This is a genomic window from Streptomyces sp. NPDC088157 (genome assembly GCF_044741545.1).
Taxonomy (GTDB): Bacteria; Actinomycetota; Actinomycetes; order Streptomycetales; family Streptomycetaceae; genus Streptomyces.
Map to the genome: position 1 here is coordinate 760,538 of NZ_JBIUSU010000005.1, position 17,696 is coordinate 778,233.

The 17,696-nt window shown below is 71.2% G+C and carries 14 protein-coding genes and 2 pseudogenes; 10 read left to right on the forward strand and 6 right to left on the reverse strand.

Annotated features, from left to right (window positions below):
• Positions 1-318: 318 nt before the first annotated feature.
• A pseudogene (locus tag ACIPFH_RS23545) lies at positions 319-528 on the reverse strand (site-specific integrase); the annotation flags it as partial.
• 143 nt (positions 529-671) lie between these two features.
• Here ACIPFH_RS23545 and ACIPFH_RS23550 point away from each other — a divergent pair.
• The 9 genes and pseudogenes from ACIPFH_RS23550 to ACIPFH_RS23590 all read left to right on the forward strand — a co-directional run.
• Positions 672-983, forward strand: a pseudogene (locus ACIPFH_RS23550) (HGxxPAAW family protein); the annotation flags it as partial.
• Positions 904-1,791 (forward strand): DUF2797 domain-containing protein, encoded by an 888-nt coding sequence (locus ACIPFH_RS23555; protein ID WP_401829049.1) that lies wholly within the window; start codon positions 904-906, stop codon positions 1,789-1,791. The pseudogene ACIPFH_RS23550 and the gene ACIPFH_RS23555, both read left to right, overlap by 80 nt.
• Positions 1,792-1,950: 159 nt before the next feature.
• The gene (locus ACIPFH_RS23560) at positions 1,951-2,325 is read left to right on the forward strand and encodes an antibiotic biosynthesis monooxygenase family protein (RefSeq protein ID WP_401829052.1); all 375 of its coding nucleotides are present in this window, start codon (positions 1,951-1,953) and stop codon (positions 2,323-2,325) included.
• 156 nt (positions 2,326-2,481) lie between these two features.
• The gene (locus tag ACIPFH_RS23565) at positions 2,482-3,222 is read left to right on the forward strand and encodes a response regulator transcription factor (protein ID WP_062645116.1); all 741 of its coding nucleotides are present in this window, start codon (positions 2,482-2,484) and stop codon (positions 3,220-3,222) included.
• Positions 3,219-4,841: an ATP-binding protein gene (locus ACIPFH_RS23570; protein WP_401829055.1), complete on the forward strand. Its 1,623-nt coding sequence runs from the start codon at positions 3,219-3,221 to the stop codon at positions 4,839-4,841. The genes ACIPFH_RS23565 and ACIPFH_RS23570 overlap by 4 nt, the downstream gene beginning before the upstream one ends.
• A gap of 14 nt (positions 4,842-4,855) precedes the next feature.
• Positions 4,856-6,478, forward strand: a complete 1,623-nt coding sequence (locus tag ACIPFH_RS23575; protein ID WP_401829058.1) for a glycosyltransferase — start codon at positions 4,856-4,858, stop codon at positions 6,476-6,478.
• Positions 6,475-8,709: an ArnT family glycosyltransferase gene (locus ACIPFH_RS23580; protein WP_401829061.1), complete on the forward strand. Its 2,235-nt coding sequence runs from the start codon at positions 6,475-6,477 to the stop codon at positions 8,707-8,709. The genes ACIPFH_RS23575 and ACIPFH_RS23580 overlap by 4 nt, the downstream gene beginning before the upstream one ends.
• A gap of 127 nt (positions 8,710-8,836) precedes the next feature.
• Positions 8,837-10,321: an MFS transporter gene (locus tag ACIPFH_RS23585; protein ID WP_401829064.1), complete on the forward strand. Its 1,485-nt coding sequence runs from the start codon at positions 8,837-8,839 to the stop codon at positions 10,319-10,321.
• Between the two features lie 118 nt (positions 10,322-10,439).
• Positions 10,440-11,204, forward strand: coding sequence for a TetR/AcrR family transcriptional regulator (locus tag ACIPFH_RS23590; protein WP_359121831.1), 765 nt, complete (start codon positions 10,440-10,442; stop codon positions 11,202-11,204).
• A 149-nt stretch (positions 11,205-11,353) separates the two neighbouring features.
• Here the strand turns inward: ACIPFH_RS23590 and ACIPFH_RS23595 are convergent, their stop codons facing one another.
• From ACIPFH_RS23595 to ACIPFH_RS23610, 4 genes are all read right to left on the reverse strand, one after another.
• Complete coding sequence (locus ACIPFH_RS23595; RefSeq protein ID WP_356248534.1) at positions 11,354-11,830, reverse strand: PPOX class F420-dependent oxidoreductase; 477 nt, start codon at positions 11,828-11,830, stop codon at positions 11,354-11,356.
• A 167-nt stretch (positions 11,831-11,997) separates the two neighbouring features.
• Positions 11,998-12,819 carry a YceI family protein gene (locus tag ACIPFH_RS23600; RefSeq protein ID WP_401829067.1) on the reverse strand — a complete coding sequence of 274 codons (822 nt, stop codon included), beginning with the start codon at positions 12,817-12,819 and terminating at the stop codon, positions 11,998-12,000.
• 79 nt (positions 12,820-12,898) lie between these two features.
• Positions 12,899-15,475, reverse strand: coding sequence for an MFS transporter (locus tag ACIPFH_RS23605; protein ID WP_401829070.1), 2,577 nt, complete (start codon positions 15,473-15,475; stop codon positions 12,899-12,901).
• Positions 15,476-15,488: 13 nt separating this feature from the next.
• Positions 15,489-16,013, reverse strand: coding sequence for a MarR family transcriptional regulator (locus ACIPFH_RS23610; RefSeq protein ID WP_356248537.1), 525 nt, complete (start codon positions 16,011-16,013; stop codon positions 15,489-15,491).
• Between the two features lie 497 nt (positions 16,014-16,510).
• Here ACIPFH_RS23610 and ACIPFH_RS23615 point away from each other — a divergent pair, with 497 nt between their 5' ends.
• Positions 16,511-16,708, forward strand: a complete 198-nt coding sequence (locus ACIPFH_RS23615) for a hypothetical protein (protein WP_328481029.1) — start codon at positions 16,511-16,513, stop codon at positions 16,706-16,708.
• 144 nt (positions 16,709-16,852) lie between these two features.
• Here the strand turns inward: ACIPFH_RS23615 and ACIPFH_RS23620 are convergent, their stop codons facing one another.
• Positions 16,853-17,659 carry a hypothetical protein gene (locus tag ACIPFH_RS23620; protein WP_401829073.1) on the reverse strand — a complete coding sequence of 269 codons (807 nt, stop codon included), beginning with the start codon at positions 17,657-17,659 and terminating at the stop codon, positions 16,853-16,855.
• Positions 17,660-17,696: the final 37 nt, after the last annotated feature.

Genomic DNA, 17,696 nt, shown 5'->3' on the forward strand with positions numbered 1-17,696 from the left:
ACAGCTCAGGGTTGTGTCAGCCAGTTCACAACGGTCCCGAAAGCTGGCAGCTGAAATCGCGTCAACGTTCGAGCTTTGACGGCAGCTCTGACGGCAACGACGACACACACCGACTGTCATCCGCCCTCGACAACGATCACCACGGTCGGAGGCGGAGCGACCTTCCGGCGCGTTGCCCGATCCTACGGATCAGAAGGTTGCAGGTTCGAATCCTGCCGAGTGCACACACGTCAAAGGCCCCGGATCACTCCGGGGTCTTTGTTGTTTCGAGGGCGTACAGCAGCGAAGTACAGCAACGGTTGATGTCAGAGGCTGATGTCAGCCCCCTTCGCCGGCACCCATCGCTGCGGACAGCTTGCCGAGCGCGGCGGGCGCACCTCCTCTTCGCTCGCCTCCGCGTAGACCTCCATCGTCATGGCGATCTGCGAGTGGCGGAGGATGCCAGGTGTTCCGGAGCGGGATGACCCGGAGGCCGGCGCGGCGGGCCCGCAGGGCGAACATGCGGGTGAGGTTCCCCGGCTCGATGGGATTGATGTCGACGGCGGGGAGACCATGCACGAGGTACGGGTGGCGGGCCGGTGAGCGGCGCGGCAGCGGCCAATGGTCGGTCGTCCGGCCGAGGAGGGGGCTACGCGAACGACGAGTGTGTGGAGTGACCGACTCCCAGACGACTTTCCGGCGGGCTGGTGAGCGTGCGGGTGAGTGCGCTGGTCACCTGGGGGCTGCGTCTTGCCGGGTGGGGAAAGCCGCCGGGGGTGCGGCTCCGGTCGGAGTGGGGGATGCGGGTCCGGGGCCCGTGGGCCGGGGGCGGGCACCCGGGATGCGTCGGGCGTCGGCTCGCGGGGCGCGCCCGAGGTCCTGTCCTGTCCGTGTTGTCAGTGCCCGGGCCTACCGTGGTGGGTGATGGCACAGGCATGGAAGTGCGCGGGGCTGCGGTGGTCGGCGGAGGGGCCCGAGCTGATGTGGGACGGGGGGCGTCGTAGCCCGTTGTCCTGGGGGAAGCGGGTCTCCTTCGGCGTGGTGGAGGGGGGCGTGCGGGAGTGCGCGGGAGCTCGGGGGCATGCGTGTCCCCGGCGGGTGGTCGTGCCCGGGAGGAGCACGGGCGGGCGCTGCGAGGAGTGCGCGCGGCTGGACCGGGCGCACTCCGTCGCCGCGGACCGGGTGGCCGACGACCCGCGGCCTTACCGCGTGTACCTCGCGTGGTTCGGGCCCGGCCTGGTGAAGGTCGGGATCACTGCGGCCGAGCGGGGCTCGGCACGGCTGCTGGAGCAGGGCGCCGTCTGTTTCAGCTGGCTCGGCAGCGGGCCGCTGATGGCCGCGCGGCGCACCGAGGAGCTGCTGCGGGCCGCTCTGCGGGTGCCGGACCGCATTCCCTACGCCGAGAAACGGGCGGTGCGGGCCACGCTGCCCGAAGCGGAGGAGGAACGGGCCGGTGAGATCCGCGAGGTGTACGGGCGGGCCGTGGAACTGGGCGGCTGGCCCGAGTCGTTGGAGCGTGCGCTGTTCCGATCCGTCGATCACATGCGCGTGTTCGGGCTCGCCGGGGCACCGGCGGCCCTCGGCGAGGTGCGCGAGCTCGTCCCCGGGGGCGCGGTGAGCGGGGAGCTCGTGGCGGCCGCCGGTCCCGATCTGCATCTGGCGGCCACGGGCGGGGTGGTCGTACTCGACACACGGTTGATGCGGGGATGGCGGCTGGTTCCGGTGGAGGGCGGCGAATCAGAGCTTCGGCCCGCCTTTCCCGTACGGGCCTTCGAAGTTGCGGAGGAGCACCGTCAGGACGGGTTGTTCTGAGAGGGCCGTGCGGGGAGCGGACAGCCAGGGAAAGGGCGCAGCCTGCCGACGACTTGGGCCGGGTGGGCCGTCGGGCCGGGTAAAGAGTCGGATCCCTCCGGGATCCCTTTCGGCAAGAAGGCTGGACCGGGGCAAGGCGCCCGGCCGATCGTGGATGACATGAGCGAACAGCGCACTGCACCTGTTGCCGCACATCAACCCCCTTACTACGCCGTCGTCTTCACGTCTGTGCGCACCGAGGAGGACGCCGGATACGGCGAGACCGCCGAGCGTCTGGGTGAGCTGGTGAAGGACATCCCGGGGTTCCTGGGTGAGGACTCGGCCCGCACCCCCGGCGGACTGTCGATCACCGTCGCGTATTTCCGCGACCTCGACGGGATCGAGCGGTGGCGGGCGCACGCCGAGCACCGGGCGGCCAAGGAGTACGGGCGGGCGCACTGGTACGAGCGTTACTGCCTGCACATCGCCAAGGTGGAGCACAGCCACGGGTTCGAGCGGACGACCCAGGCGATTCTCACGGAGCGCGCGTCCTGAGGGCCGCACAGCAGGCCGTACCGGGCAAACCTTCCGCCGAAGTCGATGCGGAGCAAGTGCTTCCCAGGTGTTGCCTGAGAGGCGCCTGTGCGTTTCTCAGGTAAATCACAGATTAGTGAAAGAGTGCTCTCAGGGGGCCCGGCCAAGGTGTTCACCATGACCACGACCTCGCCCCAGGGGCGCACCGAACTGCTGAGGCCGGACGGGAGCCCCGTCCGAGTGCTTGTGGTGGACGACGAGCTGTCGATCACCGAACTGCTGTCCATGGCGCTGCGCTACGAGGGATGGCAGATCCGGAGCGCGGGAGACGGCACGGGTGCCATCCAGACCGCCCGGGAGTTCCGTCCGGACGCCGTCGTCCTCGACATGATGCTCCCCGACATGGACGGGCTGACCGTCCTGGGGCGGCTGCGTCGTGAGCTGCCGGACGTTCCGGTGCTGTTCCTGACGGCCAAGGACGCGGTCGAGGACCGTATCGCCGGCCTCACCGCGGGCGGCGACGACTATGTCACCAAGCCGTTCAGCCTCGAGGAGGTCGTGGCGCGGCTGCGTGGACTCATCCGGCGCTCCGGCGCCGCCGACCGGCGCTCCGACTCCGTGCTCGTCGTCGGGGACCTCACCCTCGACGAGGACAGTCACGAGGTGTCGCGGGCCGGGGACAACATCCATCTGACCGCCACCGAGTTCGAGCTGCTGCGCTTCCTGATGCGCAACCCGCGGCGCGTGCTCAGCAAGGCCCAGATACTCGACCGGGTCTGGTCGTACGACTTCGGAGGCCAGGCCAATGTCGTCGAGCTGTACATCTCCTACCTGCGACGGAAGATCGACGCGGGACGCGAACCGATGATCCACACCCGGCGCGGAGCCGGATACCTGATCAAGCCCGCCGTCTCATGAGCGGGCGACGACGGCCGCGTGCGCAGAAGAGACGAGCGGGACAGCCGCGCACCCTGCGGACGCGGCTGGTCGTCGTGTCCGTGACCCTGATCGCCGTGGTCTGCGCCGTGATCGGCACCGTGACCACCCTGGTGCTGCGGGATCACCTGTACGGCCAGCTCAACGGCCGACTGGGTGAGGTCGCGGCGCGTGCGGCGCCTCGCGGCGACCTCGGAGGACCGCCCAACCAGCAGAAGAGCGGCGTCGGCACGCCCAGCCAGCAGCAGGCCAGGGCGCAGGCGCCCGGCCTGGCGCAGTTGGTTCAGGGCCCCCAGTCGGACAGCACCATCGCGGCCAAGGTCGTGAACGGCACCATCACCGAGGCCGAGCGTGGCGTGAAGTCCACGGACTTCTCGATGAGCAACAAACCGCTCACGGAGGCTCAGATCAAGGTGCTCAACTCCGTCTCCCAGGACGGAAAGATGCACTCGGTGGAGATCCCCGGTCTGGGCGACTACCGCGTCAAGTACGCCAGCAACGACACCTCCAGCTACTACGTGGCCATCCCCACGGCGGAGGTCGACAACACCATCAACACCCTGATCCTCGTCGAGATCAGCCTCACCGTCGCCGGTCTCATCGCCGCCACCCTCGCGGGCACCGTCATGGTCAATGTCGCCACCCGCCCCCTCCGCAGGGTCGCCGCCACCGCCACCCGGGTCTCCGAACTCCCCCTGCACACCGGCGAGGTCAACCTCAGCGAGCGCGTCGCGGAGGCGGAGACCGATCCGCACACCGAGGTCGGGCAGGTCGGCGCCGCGCTCAACCGGATGCTGAACCACGTCCACGGCGCCCTGCACGCCCGCCAGGAGAGCGAGATGCGGGTCCGCCAGTTCGTCGCGGACGCCAGTCACGAGCTCCGTACGCCCCTCGCCTCCATCAGGGGCTACGCCGAGCTGACCCGGCGTGGACGGGAGGAGGTCGGACCCGACACCCGGCACGCCCTCGGGCGTATCGAGTCCGAGGCCGGGCGGATGACCTTCCTCGTCGAGGATCTGCTCCTGCTCGCCCGGCTCGACGCGGGCCGCCCGTTGCAGTTCGAGCAGACCGACCTGGTCCCCCTGGTCATCGACACCATCAGCGACGCCCGCGCCGCCGGACGTGACCACGTCTGGCGCCTGGAACTTCCCGACGAGCCCGCGCTCGTCTCCGCCGACGCCGCACGGCTTCAGCAGGTCCTCGTCAACCTCCTCGCCAACGCCCGGACGCACACCGCACCCGGTACGACCGTCACCGCACGCGTGCAGCAGCGCGGGCCGTGGCTGTGCGTGGACGTCCAGGACAACGGCCAGGGCATCCCGGCGGATCTGCTCCCGCACGTCTTCGAACGCTTCGCCCGCGGCGACACGGCGCGCTCCCGCACCACCGGTTCGACCGGGCTCGGCCTCGCCATCGTGCAGGCCGTGGCGACCGCGCACGGCGGCGCCGTGACGGTGGACAGCGTGCCCGGGCAGACCGTGTTCACGGTGCATCTGCCGGCCCTTGCCCCCGCCGTGCCCCAGCCCGCGCCCGAAACGAACTGGCAACTCGACTCACAGGTCGAGCACAGTGCCACCACATGGGTGCAACAGGGCGCTTGACGAAAGTCGTTGCCATGCGAACCGACTCTTCTCCCGGCACCCTGCCGGCGCGGGAGCACCTCCCGGCCGCCACAGCCGGTACGCCTGTCCTGGACGTAGTGATCCCCGTCTACAACGAGGAGAAGGACCTCCAGCCGTGCGTCCAGAGACTGCACGACCATCTGACGCGTACGTTCCCGTACTCCTTCCGCATCACGATCGCGGACAACGCGTCGACGGACACCACCCCCCTGGTGGCGCAGCGGCTGGCGGCGCGGATCCCGGAGGTGGAGAACTTCCGCCTCGAGCAGAAGGGCCGCGGCCGCGCGCTGCGGACCGTCTGGTCGGCGTCGGACGCCCCGATCCTCGCGTACATGGACGTGGACCTGTCCACCGACCTCAACGCACTGCTGCCGCTGGTGGCGCCGCTGATCTCCGGCCACTCGGACCTGGCGATCGGCTCCCGGCTGGCGCGCAGCTCCCGCGTGGTGCGCGGGCCGAAGCGGGAGTTCATCAGCCGCGCGTACAACCTCATCCTGCGAGGCTCGCTACAGGCCCGCTTCTCGGACGCGCAGTGCGGGTTCAAGGCGATCCGGCGTGATGTGGCACAGATTCTGCTCCCCCTGGTGGAAGACACCGGCTGGTTCTTCGACACTGAGATGCTGGTGCTCGCCGAACGTGCCGGCCTCCGTATCCACGAGGTGCCGGTCGACTGGGTCGACGACCCGGACTCCACGGTGCACATCGTGAAGACGGCGACCGACGACCTGAAGGGGGTATGGCGCGTGGGCCGGGCGCTGGCCACCGGTTCGCTCTCCCTGGACCGGCTGACCAGGCCGTTCGGCGACGACCCCCGCGACCGAGACATCATGGACGTACCCAAGGGCCTGGCCCGCCAGCTCGTCGGCTTCTGTGTCGTGGGTGGTCTCTCCACCCTCTTCTACCTGCTGCTCTACACCGTCTTCCGCCAGTTCGGCGGATCCCAGGTCGCCAACGCGCTCGCGCTGCTGGTGTCGGCCGTCGCCAACACCGCCGCCAACCGCCGGCTCACCTTCGGGGTGCGTGGCCGCGGCGGGGCCGTCAAGCACCAGGCCCAGGGCCTGGTCGTCTTCGGCATCGGCCTCGCGCTGACCAGCGGCTCGCTCTTCGCCCTGAACACGGCGACGTCCAGCCCCGCGCACTCCACCGAGCTGGCGGTGCTCATCGCCGCCAACCTCGCGGCGACCGTGCTGCGCTTCCTGCTCTTCCGGGTGTGGGTGTTCTCCGACCGGCGCGAGGGCGACGAGCCGACGACGACCCGCGTGCCGGCCTCCGCCGACGCCTCCCACGGCGCCCATGGTCCCCACGTCCCGCCCGCTCCCCACGGCGCCCATGGTCCCCACGTCCCGCCCGCTCCCCATGCCCACCACGCCTCCGCGCCGACGTATCCGACCGGTACTCCGGGGACCGGCGGCCCGTCCGCGCAGCAGCAGCAGCAGTCGCAGCAGCAGTCGCAGTCGTTGCCGCTGCCGCAGCGGCACATCGTGCATCCGCACGACCACGACACGACCACTCAGTTCCGCGCCGGCGAAGCCGCGGACGGCACCTGGAGGGACGCCACCATGCAGTTGCAGCCGGTGCGCCGCCCCCACGACACCGACCCGGGGGACGCCCGATGACCACCGAACTCGATCAGACGACGACCTGGGATCCGCGGCCGACCACGGCGTCGGCCGGCACCGACCCCGACGCCCGGGAGACGGCCGTCCCGGCCCCCGGATCGGGTGAGCCGAACCAGCCCCTGCACCGCAGACTGTGGCGCGGCCGCCCCGAGGACCCCCGCTGGGCACGCCCGGCCTTCCTCGGCCTGCTGGCCGCCACCCTCTTCCTCTACCTGTACAACCTGAGCGCCTCCGACTACGCCAACTCCTTCTACTCGGCGGCCGTCCAGGCCGGCAGCCAGAGCTGGAAGGCGATGTTCTTCGGCTCGCTCGACGCCGGCAACGCGATCACCGTCGACAAGCCCCCGGCCTCGCTGTGGCCGATGGCGCTGTCGGTCCGGATCTTCGGCCTGAACACGTGGGCGATCCTGGTCCCCGAGGTGCTGATGGGCGTCGGCACGGTCGCCGTCGTGTACGCCTCCGTGCGTCGCCGGTTCAGCGCCGGGGCCGGTCTGGTCGCGGGCGCCGTGCTGGCGCTGACGCCCGTCGCCGCGCTGATGTTCCGGTTCAACAACCCGGACGCGATGCTGGCCCTGCTGATGGCCGTGGCCTGCTGCACGGTGGCCCGCGCGCTGGAGGACGGCCGGACGAAGTGGCTGGTGTGGGCGGGGGTCGCGATCGGCTTCGCGTTCCTCGCCAAGACCCTCCAGGCCTTCCTGATCCTGCCGCCGCTGGCGATCGTGTACGCGGTCTGCGCCCCGGTGAGCCTGAAGAAGCGGTTCGGGCAGCTGGCCGTGGCCACCGGAGCGCTGATCGTGTCCGGCGGCTGGTGGGTGGCGATCGTCGAGCTGTGGCCGGCCTCCTCCCGCCCCTACATCGGCGGCTCGCAGAACAACTCCTTCCTGGAACTGACCTTCGGCTACAACGGTCTCGGCCGCCTGAACGGCGAGGAGACCGGCAGCGTCGGCGGTGGCGGCGGCGGTGGCAACACCGGCCAGTGGGGTGAGACCGGCTGGGACCGGATGTTCAACTCCGAGATCGGCGGCCAGATCTCCTGGCTGCTGCCGGCCGCGCTGATCCTGCTCGTCGGCGGCCTGGTCGCCACCCGGAAACTGAAGCGGACCTCGACGACCCGTGGTCTGTTTTTGGTGTGGGGCGGCTCGCTGCTGATCACCACCCTCGTCTTCAGCTACATGGCGGGCATCTTCCACCAGTACTACACGGTGGCCCTCGCCCCCTACATGGCGGCCGTGATCGGCATGGGCGCCGGGCTCCTGTGGGAGAAGCGGTCCGAGATCTGGGCCTCGATCACCCTCGCGGCCTCGGTCGTGGCGGCCGCGGCCTGGAGCTATGTCCTGCTCAACCGCACCTCCGACTACCTGCCGTGGCTGAAGTGGCTGGTCCTGATCGGCGGCCTCGCCGCCGCGCTCGGCCTGACCTTCGCAGGCCGGATCAACCGTCAGCTCGCCCTCGCGGCGGCCTCCGTGGGCCTGCTGGCCGCGCTGGCCGGACCGACGGCGTACACCGTCAGCACGCTGCAGGAGGGCCACACCGGCTCCATCGTCACGGCGGGTCCGGCGGGCGCGTCCATGATGGGCGGCGGCGGTCCGGGCGGGGGCGGCGGCCGAGGCGGCTTCGCCGGCGGCCCCGGCGGCCAGACCCAGAACGGCAACGGCGGCACGCAGGGCCAGAACCAGCAGGGCGGCGGCACGGGCGGCTTCCCCGGCGGGGGCATGCCCGGCCAGAACCAGCAGAACGGCAACGGCGGCACCCAGAACGGCAACGGCGGCACCCAGGGCCAGGGCCAGAACCAGCAGGGCGGTCCCGGCGGCCAGACCGGCGACGGCGGCGGAATGGGCGGCGGAGGCGGGGTCGGCGGTCTGCTCAACGGCGCCTCGGTCACCGACGAGGCCAAGAAGCTGCTGGAGGCCGACTCCGGCGAGTACACCTGGGCGGCTGCCGCGATCGGCGCGCAGAACGCCGCGAGCTACCAGCTCGCCACGGGTGACGCGGTGATGGCGATCGGCGGCTTCAACGGCACCGACCCCTCCCCGTCGCTGGCCCAGTTCAAGCAGTACGTGGCCGACGGCAGGATCCACTACTTCATCAGCAGTGGCTCCGGCGGCGGCATGGGCGGCAGCAGCAGCGGCACGTCCTCGCAGATCAGCTCATGGGTGGAGGCCAACTTCAAGAAGGTGACGGTGGGTTCGGCCACCTTCTACGACCTGACACAGAAGGCGAGCAGCTGACGTACCGCGCGTAGGCGAGTACGCGAGGAAGGGCGGTGACCACGGTCGCCGCCCTTCCTCGTGTTTCCCGCACGCCCCCGAACAACTTTATTGTACACCGTATGGGAGTAGATCTACGGTGTAGACCATGACTACGCCCCCGTCCCCCCAGGGCAACTCCCCGGGCCACCCCCAGCGCTGGCTGATCCTCGGTGTCATCTGCCTGGCGCAGCTCACCGTGCTGCTCGACAACACCGTCCTGAACGTCGCGATCCCCTCGCTCACCCGGGAGCTCGACGCGTCCACCGCCGACATCCAGTGGATGATCAACGCGTACTCGCTGGTGCAGTCCGGTCTGCTGCTCACCGCCGGCAGCGCCGCCGACCGATACGGCCGTAAGAAAATGCTGGTCGCGGGCCTGGCGCTGTTCGGCACCGGCTCCCTGGCGGCCGGCTTCTCGCAGACGACCGCCCAGCTGATCGCGGCGCGGGCCGGCATGGGAGTGGGCGGGGCGCTGCTCTTCACCACCACCCTCGCCGTGGTGATGCAGGTCTTCCGGTCCGAGGAGCAGCCGAGGGCGATAGGCGTCTGGGCCGCGGTGAACTCGCTGGGCTTCGCGACCGGCCCGCTCATCGGCGGCTTCGTACTCAACCACTACTGGTGGGGCGCGATCTTCCTGATCAACCTGCCGGTGGCCGCGCTGGGCCTGGTGGCCGTGGTCGCCCTGGTCCCCGAGACGAAGAACCCGCAGGGCGACCGTCCCGACCTGCTCGGCGCGTTCCTCTCGACCATCGGCATGACCTCGCTGGTGTTCGCGATCATCTCCGGCCCCTCGCACGGCTGGACGTCGTCACGGGTCCTGGTGAGCGCGGGGCTGGCGATCGTCGTCCTCGCCCTGTTCGCCCACTGGGAGAGCACGATCCGGTACCCCATGCTCGACCTGGCGTTCTTCCGCGACCGACGGTTCACGGGCGCGGCCGCCGGCACGGTACTGGTCACCTTCGGGATGGGCGGCGCGCTGTTCCTGCTCACCCAGCATCTCCAGTTCGTCCTCGGCTACGGCCCCCTGGAGGCGGGGCTGCGGACCGCGCCGCTGGCGCTGACCGTGGTGGCCCTCAACTTCACCGGACTGTCGGCGAAAGTGCTGGCCAGGCTGGGCGGGCCGGTGTCGGTGCTGGTGGGGATGGCGCTGATGGCGACGGGCCTGGTGTCCATCGCCACGCTCGCCTCCGGCGGTTACGCCGGGACGCTGCTCGGGCTGCTGCTCATCGGCGCGGGGACGGCGGTCGCCGGCCCGGCGATGGCGCACGCGATCATGAGTTCGATCCCGCCGGCGAAGGCCGGCGTGGGCGCCGGGATCAACGGGACGCTGGGCGAGTTCGGCAACGGACTCGGGGTGGCCGTCCTCGGCGCCGTGCTGAACGCGCGGTTCGCGGCGGTGTCCCTGCCGGTGGCGCTGGCGGCGGCGACCTCGGCGTCGGAGAAGACACGGCTGATCGACTCGTTCTCCTCCGGCCTTGAGACCAGTCTGCTGCTGGGGGCGTCGGCCGTGCTGCTGGGCGGGGTGGTGGCCGCGGCCCTGCTGAGCCGTGCCGAGCGCAAGGAGGAGCCCCCGGTTCTGGCGGCCCCGTAGAAGAGACCAGCACCTGTTCGGGCGGGTGGAGTCGCATGTCAGGGCGGTCCCCGACCCGCGCCCACCGGCCGCCGCGGCCTAGCATCTTCCCCAGTTACCGGAAGGAAGGTGCCCTGCCATGGCCGAGACCGCCAGGGGCGCCGCACATCACAGTGTGTGGCTGGAAGGCAAGGCACGTCGGCGTGGCCGTGGCGGGGGGCAGCCCTCGGGGCTCGACCGGGACCGGATCACCGAGACCACCGTGCGGCTCCTGGACGCGGAGGGGCTCGCCAAGTTCTCCATGCGGCGGCTGGCCGCCGAGCTGAACGTGACGGCGATGTCCGTGTACTGGTACGTCGACACCAAGGACGACCTGCTCGAACTCGCCCTGGACGCGGCTTTCGGCGAGCTGACGGAGCTGCCCGACCCGGAGGACGAGGAAGCCGACTGGCGCGAGCAGCTGCGCGCGCTGGCCTCGGCGTACCGCGGGCTGCTGGTTCGCCACCCCTGGCTGTCCCCGCTCGCCGGCCACTACCTCAACATCGGCCCGAACTCGCTGGTCTTCTCCCGCACGGTCCAGCGGATCGTCCGCCGCACCGGCCTGCCCGCGCACGGCATCACCGGCGCGATCTCGGCCGTCTTCCAGTTCGTGTACGGCTACGGGACGATCGAGGGCCACTTCTTCGCACGGGTCGCCGACACCGGCCTGACCCCGGACGAGTACTTCCAGCAGGCCATGACCGCGACCGCCGGCGCCCCGCAGACCGCCGAGATCATCGAGGAGTCGAAGAGCCTCATGGCGGCCCGCGGTGGCGACACGGTCGCGGAGATGATGGGCCGCGACTTCGCCTTCGCCCTCGACCTGCTGATCGCGGGCATCGAGGCGATGGTGGAACGCGGCTGAGCCCGAGGACTTTCGCTCCGCGGCCTCAGGACTCCCCGGCTCGCGGGCTTACGGCTCTGGCCGTGGCCTCCGGATTCCTGCGCGCGGCCTCAGGACTCCCCGGCTCGCGGGGCTTACGGCTCTGGCCGCGCCCCCTGACTCCCGCGGCCTCAGGACTCCTGGTCGGCGACCAGCCGTGCCGGGAAGCCGCCGGTCGCCACCGGCCCCCACCGCTCCGGCGTGACCCGGATGATCGACTTGCCCTGCTTCAGCATCGCCTGCCGGTACTCGTCCCAGTCCGGGTGCTCGCCGGCGATGTTGCGGTAGTACTCCACGAGCGCCTCGACGGAGTCCGGCGCGTCGATCACCTCGGCCGTGCCGTCGATCTGGACCCACGGCCCGTTCCAGTCGTCGCTCAGTACGAGGACGCCGACCCGCTCGTCCCGCTTGGCGTTGCGCGTCTTGGCCCGCTCGGGGTAGGTGGAGACGACGATCCGCCCGGAGTCGTCGACCCCGCAGGTCAGCGGCGAGGCCTGGGAGCTGCCGTCGGCGCGCCGGGTCAGCAGGATCGCGCGGTGCCGGGGCCGTACGAAGTCCAGCAACTCGTCCAGGGAGACCTTGGTGTTCGTCGCGATGTTCGGTGCCATGGAGCCAGCCTAGGCGCAGGGCCGCCCGTTCCGGCTGACCCTGCCGTGCCTACGCCCACGTCCGGCCCCACCCTCCTGCAAACCCACCCTTCTGCAACCCCGTCCTCCTGCAGCCCCACCCTTCCTGCAGCCCACCCCTGCTCCCAGCCCCATCCCTACGGCTGTCCCTACGCCTGCGGCAGTGCGTCCCCCTGCACCGCCTGGACGTCCAGTTCCACCTTGAGAGTCGTGCCGATGGCCGCGATGCCCGCCTGGACGACCTGGTTGTAGTTCATCGCGAAGTCCTCGCGGTGCAGTTCCGCCGTGGCCCGGAAGGCGGCCCGGGTGCCACCCCAGGGGTCGGAACCGGTGCCCAGGTAGGCGAGGTCCAGGTCGACCGGGCGAGCGACGCCGTGCAGGGACAGGTCGCCGTGGACGGTCCAGCGGTCGGGGCCGGCCGGGGTCAGGCCGGTGGAGCGGTAGGTGATCTCCGGGTACGACTCGACGTCCAGGAAGTCCGCCGAGCGCAGGTGGGTGTCGCGCATGGCGTTGCCGGTGTCGATGGAGGCCGCCCGGATCACCGCCTCCACGCGGGACCCGGCGACGTCGGCAGGGGCGATCTCGATCGCCGCCGAGAACTCCGTGAACCGCCCGCGCACGCTGGAGATGCCCAGGTGCTGGGCGACCGCGCCGACGGCGGAGTGCGCCGGATCGACGGTCCAGGGACCGGGCGGGGGCAGTTCCGTGCCGCCCCGCCGGGCCAGGGTCACGCTCCCCACCTCCGCGCGCCCACTGGCCGTCACGATCGCGCTGGAAGCCGCCGGAGCGTACCCGACGGCCGTGACGATGACGGTGTACGCCCCAGGGGCGAGCGCGGTCGCGTCCCGTACGGCTCCTTCCCCGTCCGCCTCGGCGCGCAGCACCTGGCCGCCCGCCATGTCGGTCACCGTGACGACCGCGTGCGACACGGCCCACCCGTCCCGCGTACGGATCTTCGCGGTCAGTCCCATCTCACGTACTCCTCAGAACTGGAACCGGCCCGGTGCGGGGGTTCGCCCCGCACCGGGCCGGAGCCGACAACTGTCCGAACTACTCGCCGGGGTGGGCGAGCTCGATGTCGTGTCCGTCGACGCCGGCGCCCGCCAGGGTCAACGCGGTGGCCACCGGCGGGTAGCCGGTCGCGATGACCGTGTACTCGCCGCCGTCGAGGTCGGCGAAGGCGTACGCCCCGTCCGCGCCGGTGGTGGCCGTGCCGACCACGTTGCCCGCCGCGTCCACGAGCGTCACGCGCGCGTCGGCCAGTGGCCCGTACGGCGCCCGGACGACGCCCTGGAGCTGGGCGCCCGCGTCGAGGACGACCTCCGTGCGGGTCACACCCGTCACGCCGATCTCCACGGGCAGGGCGCGCGGCCGGAACCCGACGGCGTTCACCGCGACGGTCACAGCACCCGGCACCAGCTCCGTGAAGGAGAACTCTCCCTGCTCACCGGTGGCCGCGGTGGCCAGCAGATCGCCGCGCACATCGGTGACGATCACCATCGCGTCCTTGACGGCCTCACCCGACTCGGCGGCGCGCACGGCACCGCTGAGCCCGCTGGTCCCGCTGAGCAGGATGTCGTACGCGACCGGCTCGCCGTTCACCACGATCGTGGACGCCTGCGGCTGGAAACCGTCGGCGGAGGCGATCAGCACATACGAACCCGTACCCGGCGCGTCCAGGGCGTAGGAGCCGTCGCCCTGCGCGACCGACCGGCCGAGCTGGCGCCCGGCGAGCGAGATCAGCGTGACGGCGGCCTGCGGGACGGGCGCGCTCTCCGCGCCGCGGACGAAGCCGTGCACCGGGATGCCGCCCGAGGGCGCCTGGGGGGCTTCGGCGGTGGCGACGGCGGCGAGCCGCTGCATGCCCTGGAGACCGGCCTCCTGACCCGGCTCGGCAGCCGTCTCGGCCACCGCCCAGCTGGGGACGTTCTCCTCGGCGCGAGCCGTGGCCGTGGCCGTGGTGGCGGTCGCAGCCGTGGTGGCGGTCACACCCTCGACGGGGGCCGTGGCCGGCGTCTCCGCCGCTGTGGCCGCCTGCGCCATCGCGCCCTTGGTCCGCAGCGGGACCTCCTTGATGAACAGGGTGATCAGGAAGGCGAGCAGGGCCAGGACGGACGCGATCAGGAACACGTCCGCGATGCCGTGGCCGTACGCGCTCTCCATGACCGTGCGCAGCGGCGCGGGCAGCTTGTCCATGTCCGGGATCTCGCTCGAGGAGCTCGAACCGGAGGCGAGGGAGGCGTACTTGGGACCGAGGTCGGCGATGCCGTCCTGGGCGTAGTCGGTGATGCGGTGGGCCATCACGGCGCCCAGCGCGGAGACGCCGACCGCACCGCCGAGGGAACGGAAGAACGTGACCGTGGAGCTGGCCGAGCCGAGGTCGGCCGGGCTCACCTGGTTCTGCGTGGACAGCACCAGGTTCTGCATCATCATGCCGATGCCGAGACCCAGCAGGGCCATGAAGACGGCCATCTTCCAGTAGTCCGTGTCATACCGGACGGTGCCCAGCAGGCCGAGGCCCGCCGTCACCAGCACGCCACCGCTGACCAGCCAGATCTTCCACTTACCGGTCCGGGTGATGAACTGGCCGGAGACCGTGGAGGAGATGAACAGACCGCCGATCATCGGGATCGTCATGACGCCCGACATCGTCGGCGACTTGTCCCGGGCCAGCTGGAAGAACTGGCTGAAGAAGACGGTGCCGGTGAACATCGCGACACCCACGAAGAGCGAGGCCAGCGACGACAGCGTGATGGTGCGGTTGCGGAACAGCCGCAGCGGGATGATCGGCTCGCTGGCCCTGGACTCGACCAGCACGAACAGCAGGCCGAGCAGGATCGAGCCGCCGACCATCGTGTACGTCTGCCACGACACCCAGTCGTACTTGTCACCGGCGAAGGTGACCCACAGCAGGAGCAGGGAGACCGCGGCGGAGATGAAGAACGCGCCGCCCCAGTCGACCTTGACCTCGCGCTTGACGACGGGCAGGTGCAGGGTCTTCTGCAGCACGATCAGCGCGATGACCGCGAACGGCACACCGACGTAGAAGCACCAGCGCCAGCCGAGCCACGAGGTGTCGGTGATCACACCGCCGAGCAGCGGGCCGCCGACGGTGGCGATGGCGAAGGTCGCGCCGAGGTAGCCGGAGTAACGTCCGCGCTCACGCGGGGAGATCATCGCGGCCATCACGATCTGCGCGAGGGCGGAGAGACCGCCGACGCCGATGCCCTGGACGACACGGCAGGCGATGAGCATGGCCGGATTCTGCGACAGACCGGCGGCCGCGGATCCCAGCACATAGATGACGAGCGCTATCTGGACGAGCGCCTTCTTGCTGTACAGGTCGGAGAGCTTGCCCCACAGGGGCGTGGCCGCGGTCATGGAGAGCAGCGCGGCGGTGACGACCCAGGTGTAGGCGGACTGGCCGCCGCCCAGGTCGCCGATGATCTCGGGCAGGGCGTTGGTGACGATCGTGGACGACAGGATCGCCACGAACATTCCGAGCAGCAGCCCGGAGAGCGCCTCCATGATCTGCCGGTGGGTCATCGGAGCGGCCTCGGCGGAGCCGTGGGACCCTCCGCCGTGCTTCGCGTGAGCCCGCACACCGGCTGGTGTGGTCGTTGCCATGGGCTTCCTTTTCTTACGTTGCTGCGGGTGTACGGGTGGTCTGCGTCTGTTCGCTTACGGGAACGGGAGGCGGGGGCGTGGGCGGGGGCGGCGGCCGGTGCGCGATCGTGCGGCAGTCGCCGAAGCTGGCGCGCAGCCGGGTCAGCAGTCCGATGAGCTGGCCGACCTCGGTGTCGGTCCAGTCGCCCAGCCGCTCCGCGAGCAGCTCGGTGCTCCGGCGTGACAGCTCGACGAGCATCGCGTGACCCTCGGGGGTGAGGTGCAGGATGCGGGAGCGCTTGTCCGCCGGATCGGGGGAGCGTTCGATCCAGCCCCGGTCGGCGAGGTGCGCGGCATGTCGGCTGGTCACGGACATGTCGACGGCGAGCAGCTCGGAGAGCGCGCTCATGCGCATGTCGCCGTGGCGGCCGAGGAGGGCCAGCACGCCGGCCGAGCCCGCTGAGCAGTCGTGCGGCAGGATCCGCCCGAGGTCCCGCTTCACCGCTCCGACGGCGCTGAGCTGACGCGCCAGCTCCTCGTACTGCGCCTGCCCCGCCATCACACCTCCCAAGTTGTTGCTTAGGGCAACCATAAGAGCGGTTGGTTGCTACAGGCAAATAAAACGGCGGCCGGTCCCGCAAAAAGTTGGCAAAGGCAAGTATTGCGGCGGTAAATGTCCAGGCAGGAGTGCTGCTGGCGGTCCTCGGGGCTCGGGTCGGCGCTGCGGGTGCCCCTGCCCAGGGGGTGGTGCGGCTGTTCGGCCGGACGGACCGGGGGCTGACGACGGTCTCGCGCATGCTGGGCCAGGCCGTCGCCGTCGCCTCGGCCCTCGCTCAGGCCGTCGCCCTGTCCCTGGTCGCTCGCCCTCTCCCTGGCTCTCGTCCTGTCCCTGGCTCTCGCAAGGTGGCCGGATGGGGCGGTGCGGGCAAGGCGACCGGTGAGGCGCCGGGCATGCCCGGACCCCGGGCGGTCGGTCGCTTCCGCAGGGTCCCCGGTCGTCCGGACTCGAGACCCCCACTTGGGCCGCCCCGCGCATTTTCGCTAGTGTCTCGGCCCATGGCTAACACGCAGGGCCCCCAGGGCAACCACGACCCCGCCGGCAGCACCCAGATGTTCCGCGCGTTCGTCGACGACGGCGCCCCCCGCGCCGCTCAGCCGGCTCCTACTCAGGCCGGGCCCCGCATCGGCCTGATCGTCGGCATCGTCGCCGCGGTCGTGATCGTCGCGGCGGTCGCCTGGCTGGCGCTGAAGTAACCGCAGGCCCACACCGGACGCTGTGACCGGGTGCGTCAACGGCCGTGTTCACCACGGCGTTACGGCGCACCCGCCACCGTTCGTCCCCTTCGCCACCGTTCGGTCCCCTCTTCGCCACCGTTCGGCCCCGCCGGTGCTGGTTCCTCATTCCCACCGGACCGAGACGTCCCGCGTCTCGATGTGCATGCCCAGCGGTACGCGCCAGGCGTCGACGCAGACCGTCCAGCTCTTCTCCTTGCGCGTGCCCGCGGCGATCGGTGTCGGGAGCGCGGCCGTCGACTCGCGCGTGGCCCAGTCGATGCCGAGCGCGTCGACGACATGCGTCCCGAAGGTGACCGTGCCGGAACGCACCGCGGTGCCACCGGAGTTGCGGAAGGTGAGGGTCACCGCCTCGCACCACCGCTGGTCCGTATCCGCGCGGACGGGATCGCTCACGGCCAGGGAGGCCGGTTCCGCGGGCGCGCTGCCCGACGGGGCCGTGGGCGCCGGTGCGGGCGAGCCGGGGGGCGTACCTCCCGTGGAGCCTGCGCTGCCGGTGGAGCCTGAGGCGCCGCCTTCGGCGGCCGGGGAGCCAGAAGGGCCCGAGACACCCGGGGCGGCGGTCTGGGAGGCGGCGCCGGGCTCCACGCCCCCCGCCGCTGTGCCCCCCGCCCCGTTTCCGGCCGTGCTCCCGGCCGTCTCTCCCGCCGTGGCGCCGGGGGAGGATCTCCTCTCGGGGGAGTCACTCGCTCCGTCCAGCGGGACGAGTCGCACCCCGCCCGTCGGGTCCGCCGAGGCACCCGGGTGCGAACCCGGCGGTGCCGTCTCGCCGGCCGAGCCGACGGCGACGTAGCCGCCCTTGTGGCCGTCGCCCCCGCAGCCGGCCAGCAGACCCGCCGCCACCACGACGGCGGCCGCCGACGCGCCCCACAAGGCGCCCCGGCGGCCACATGCCCGTGTCGGACTTCGCATCGCGTCAGTGTGTATGACGCCCCGTCAGGAAGGAAGC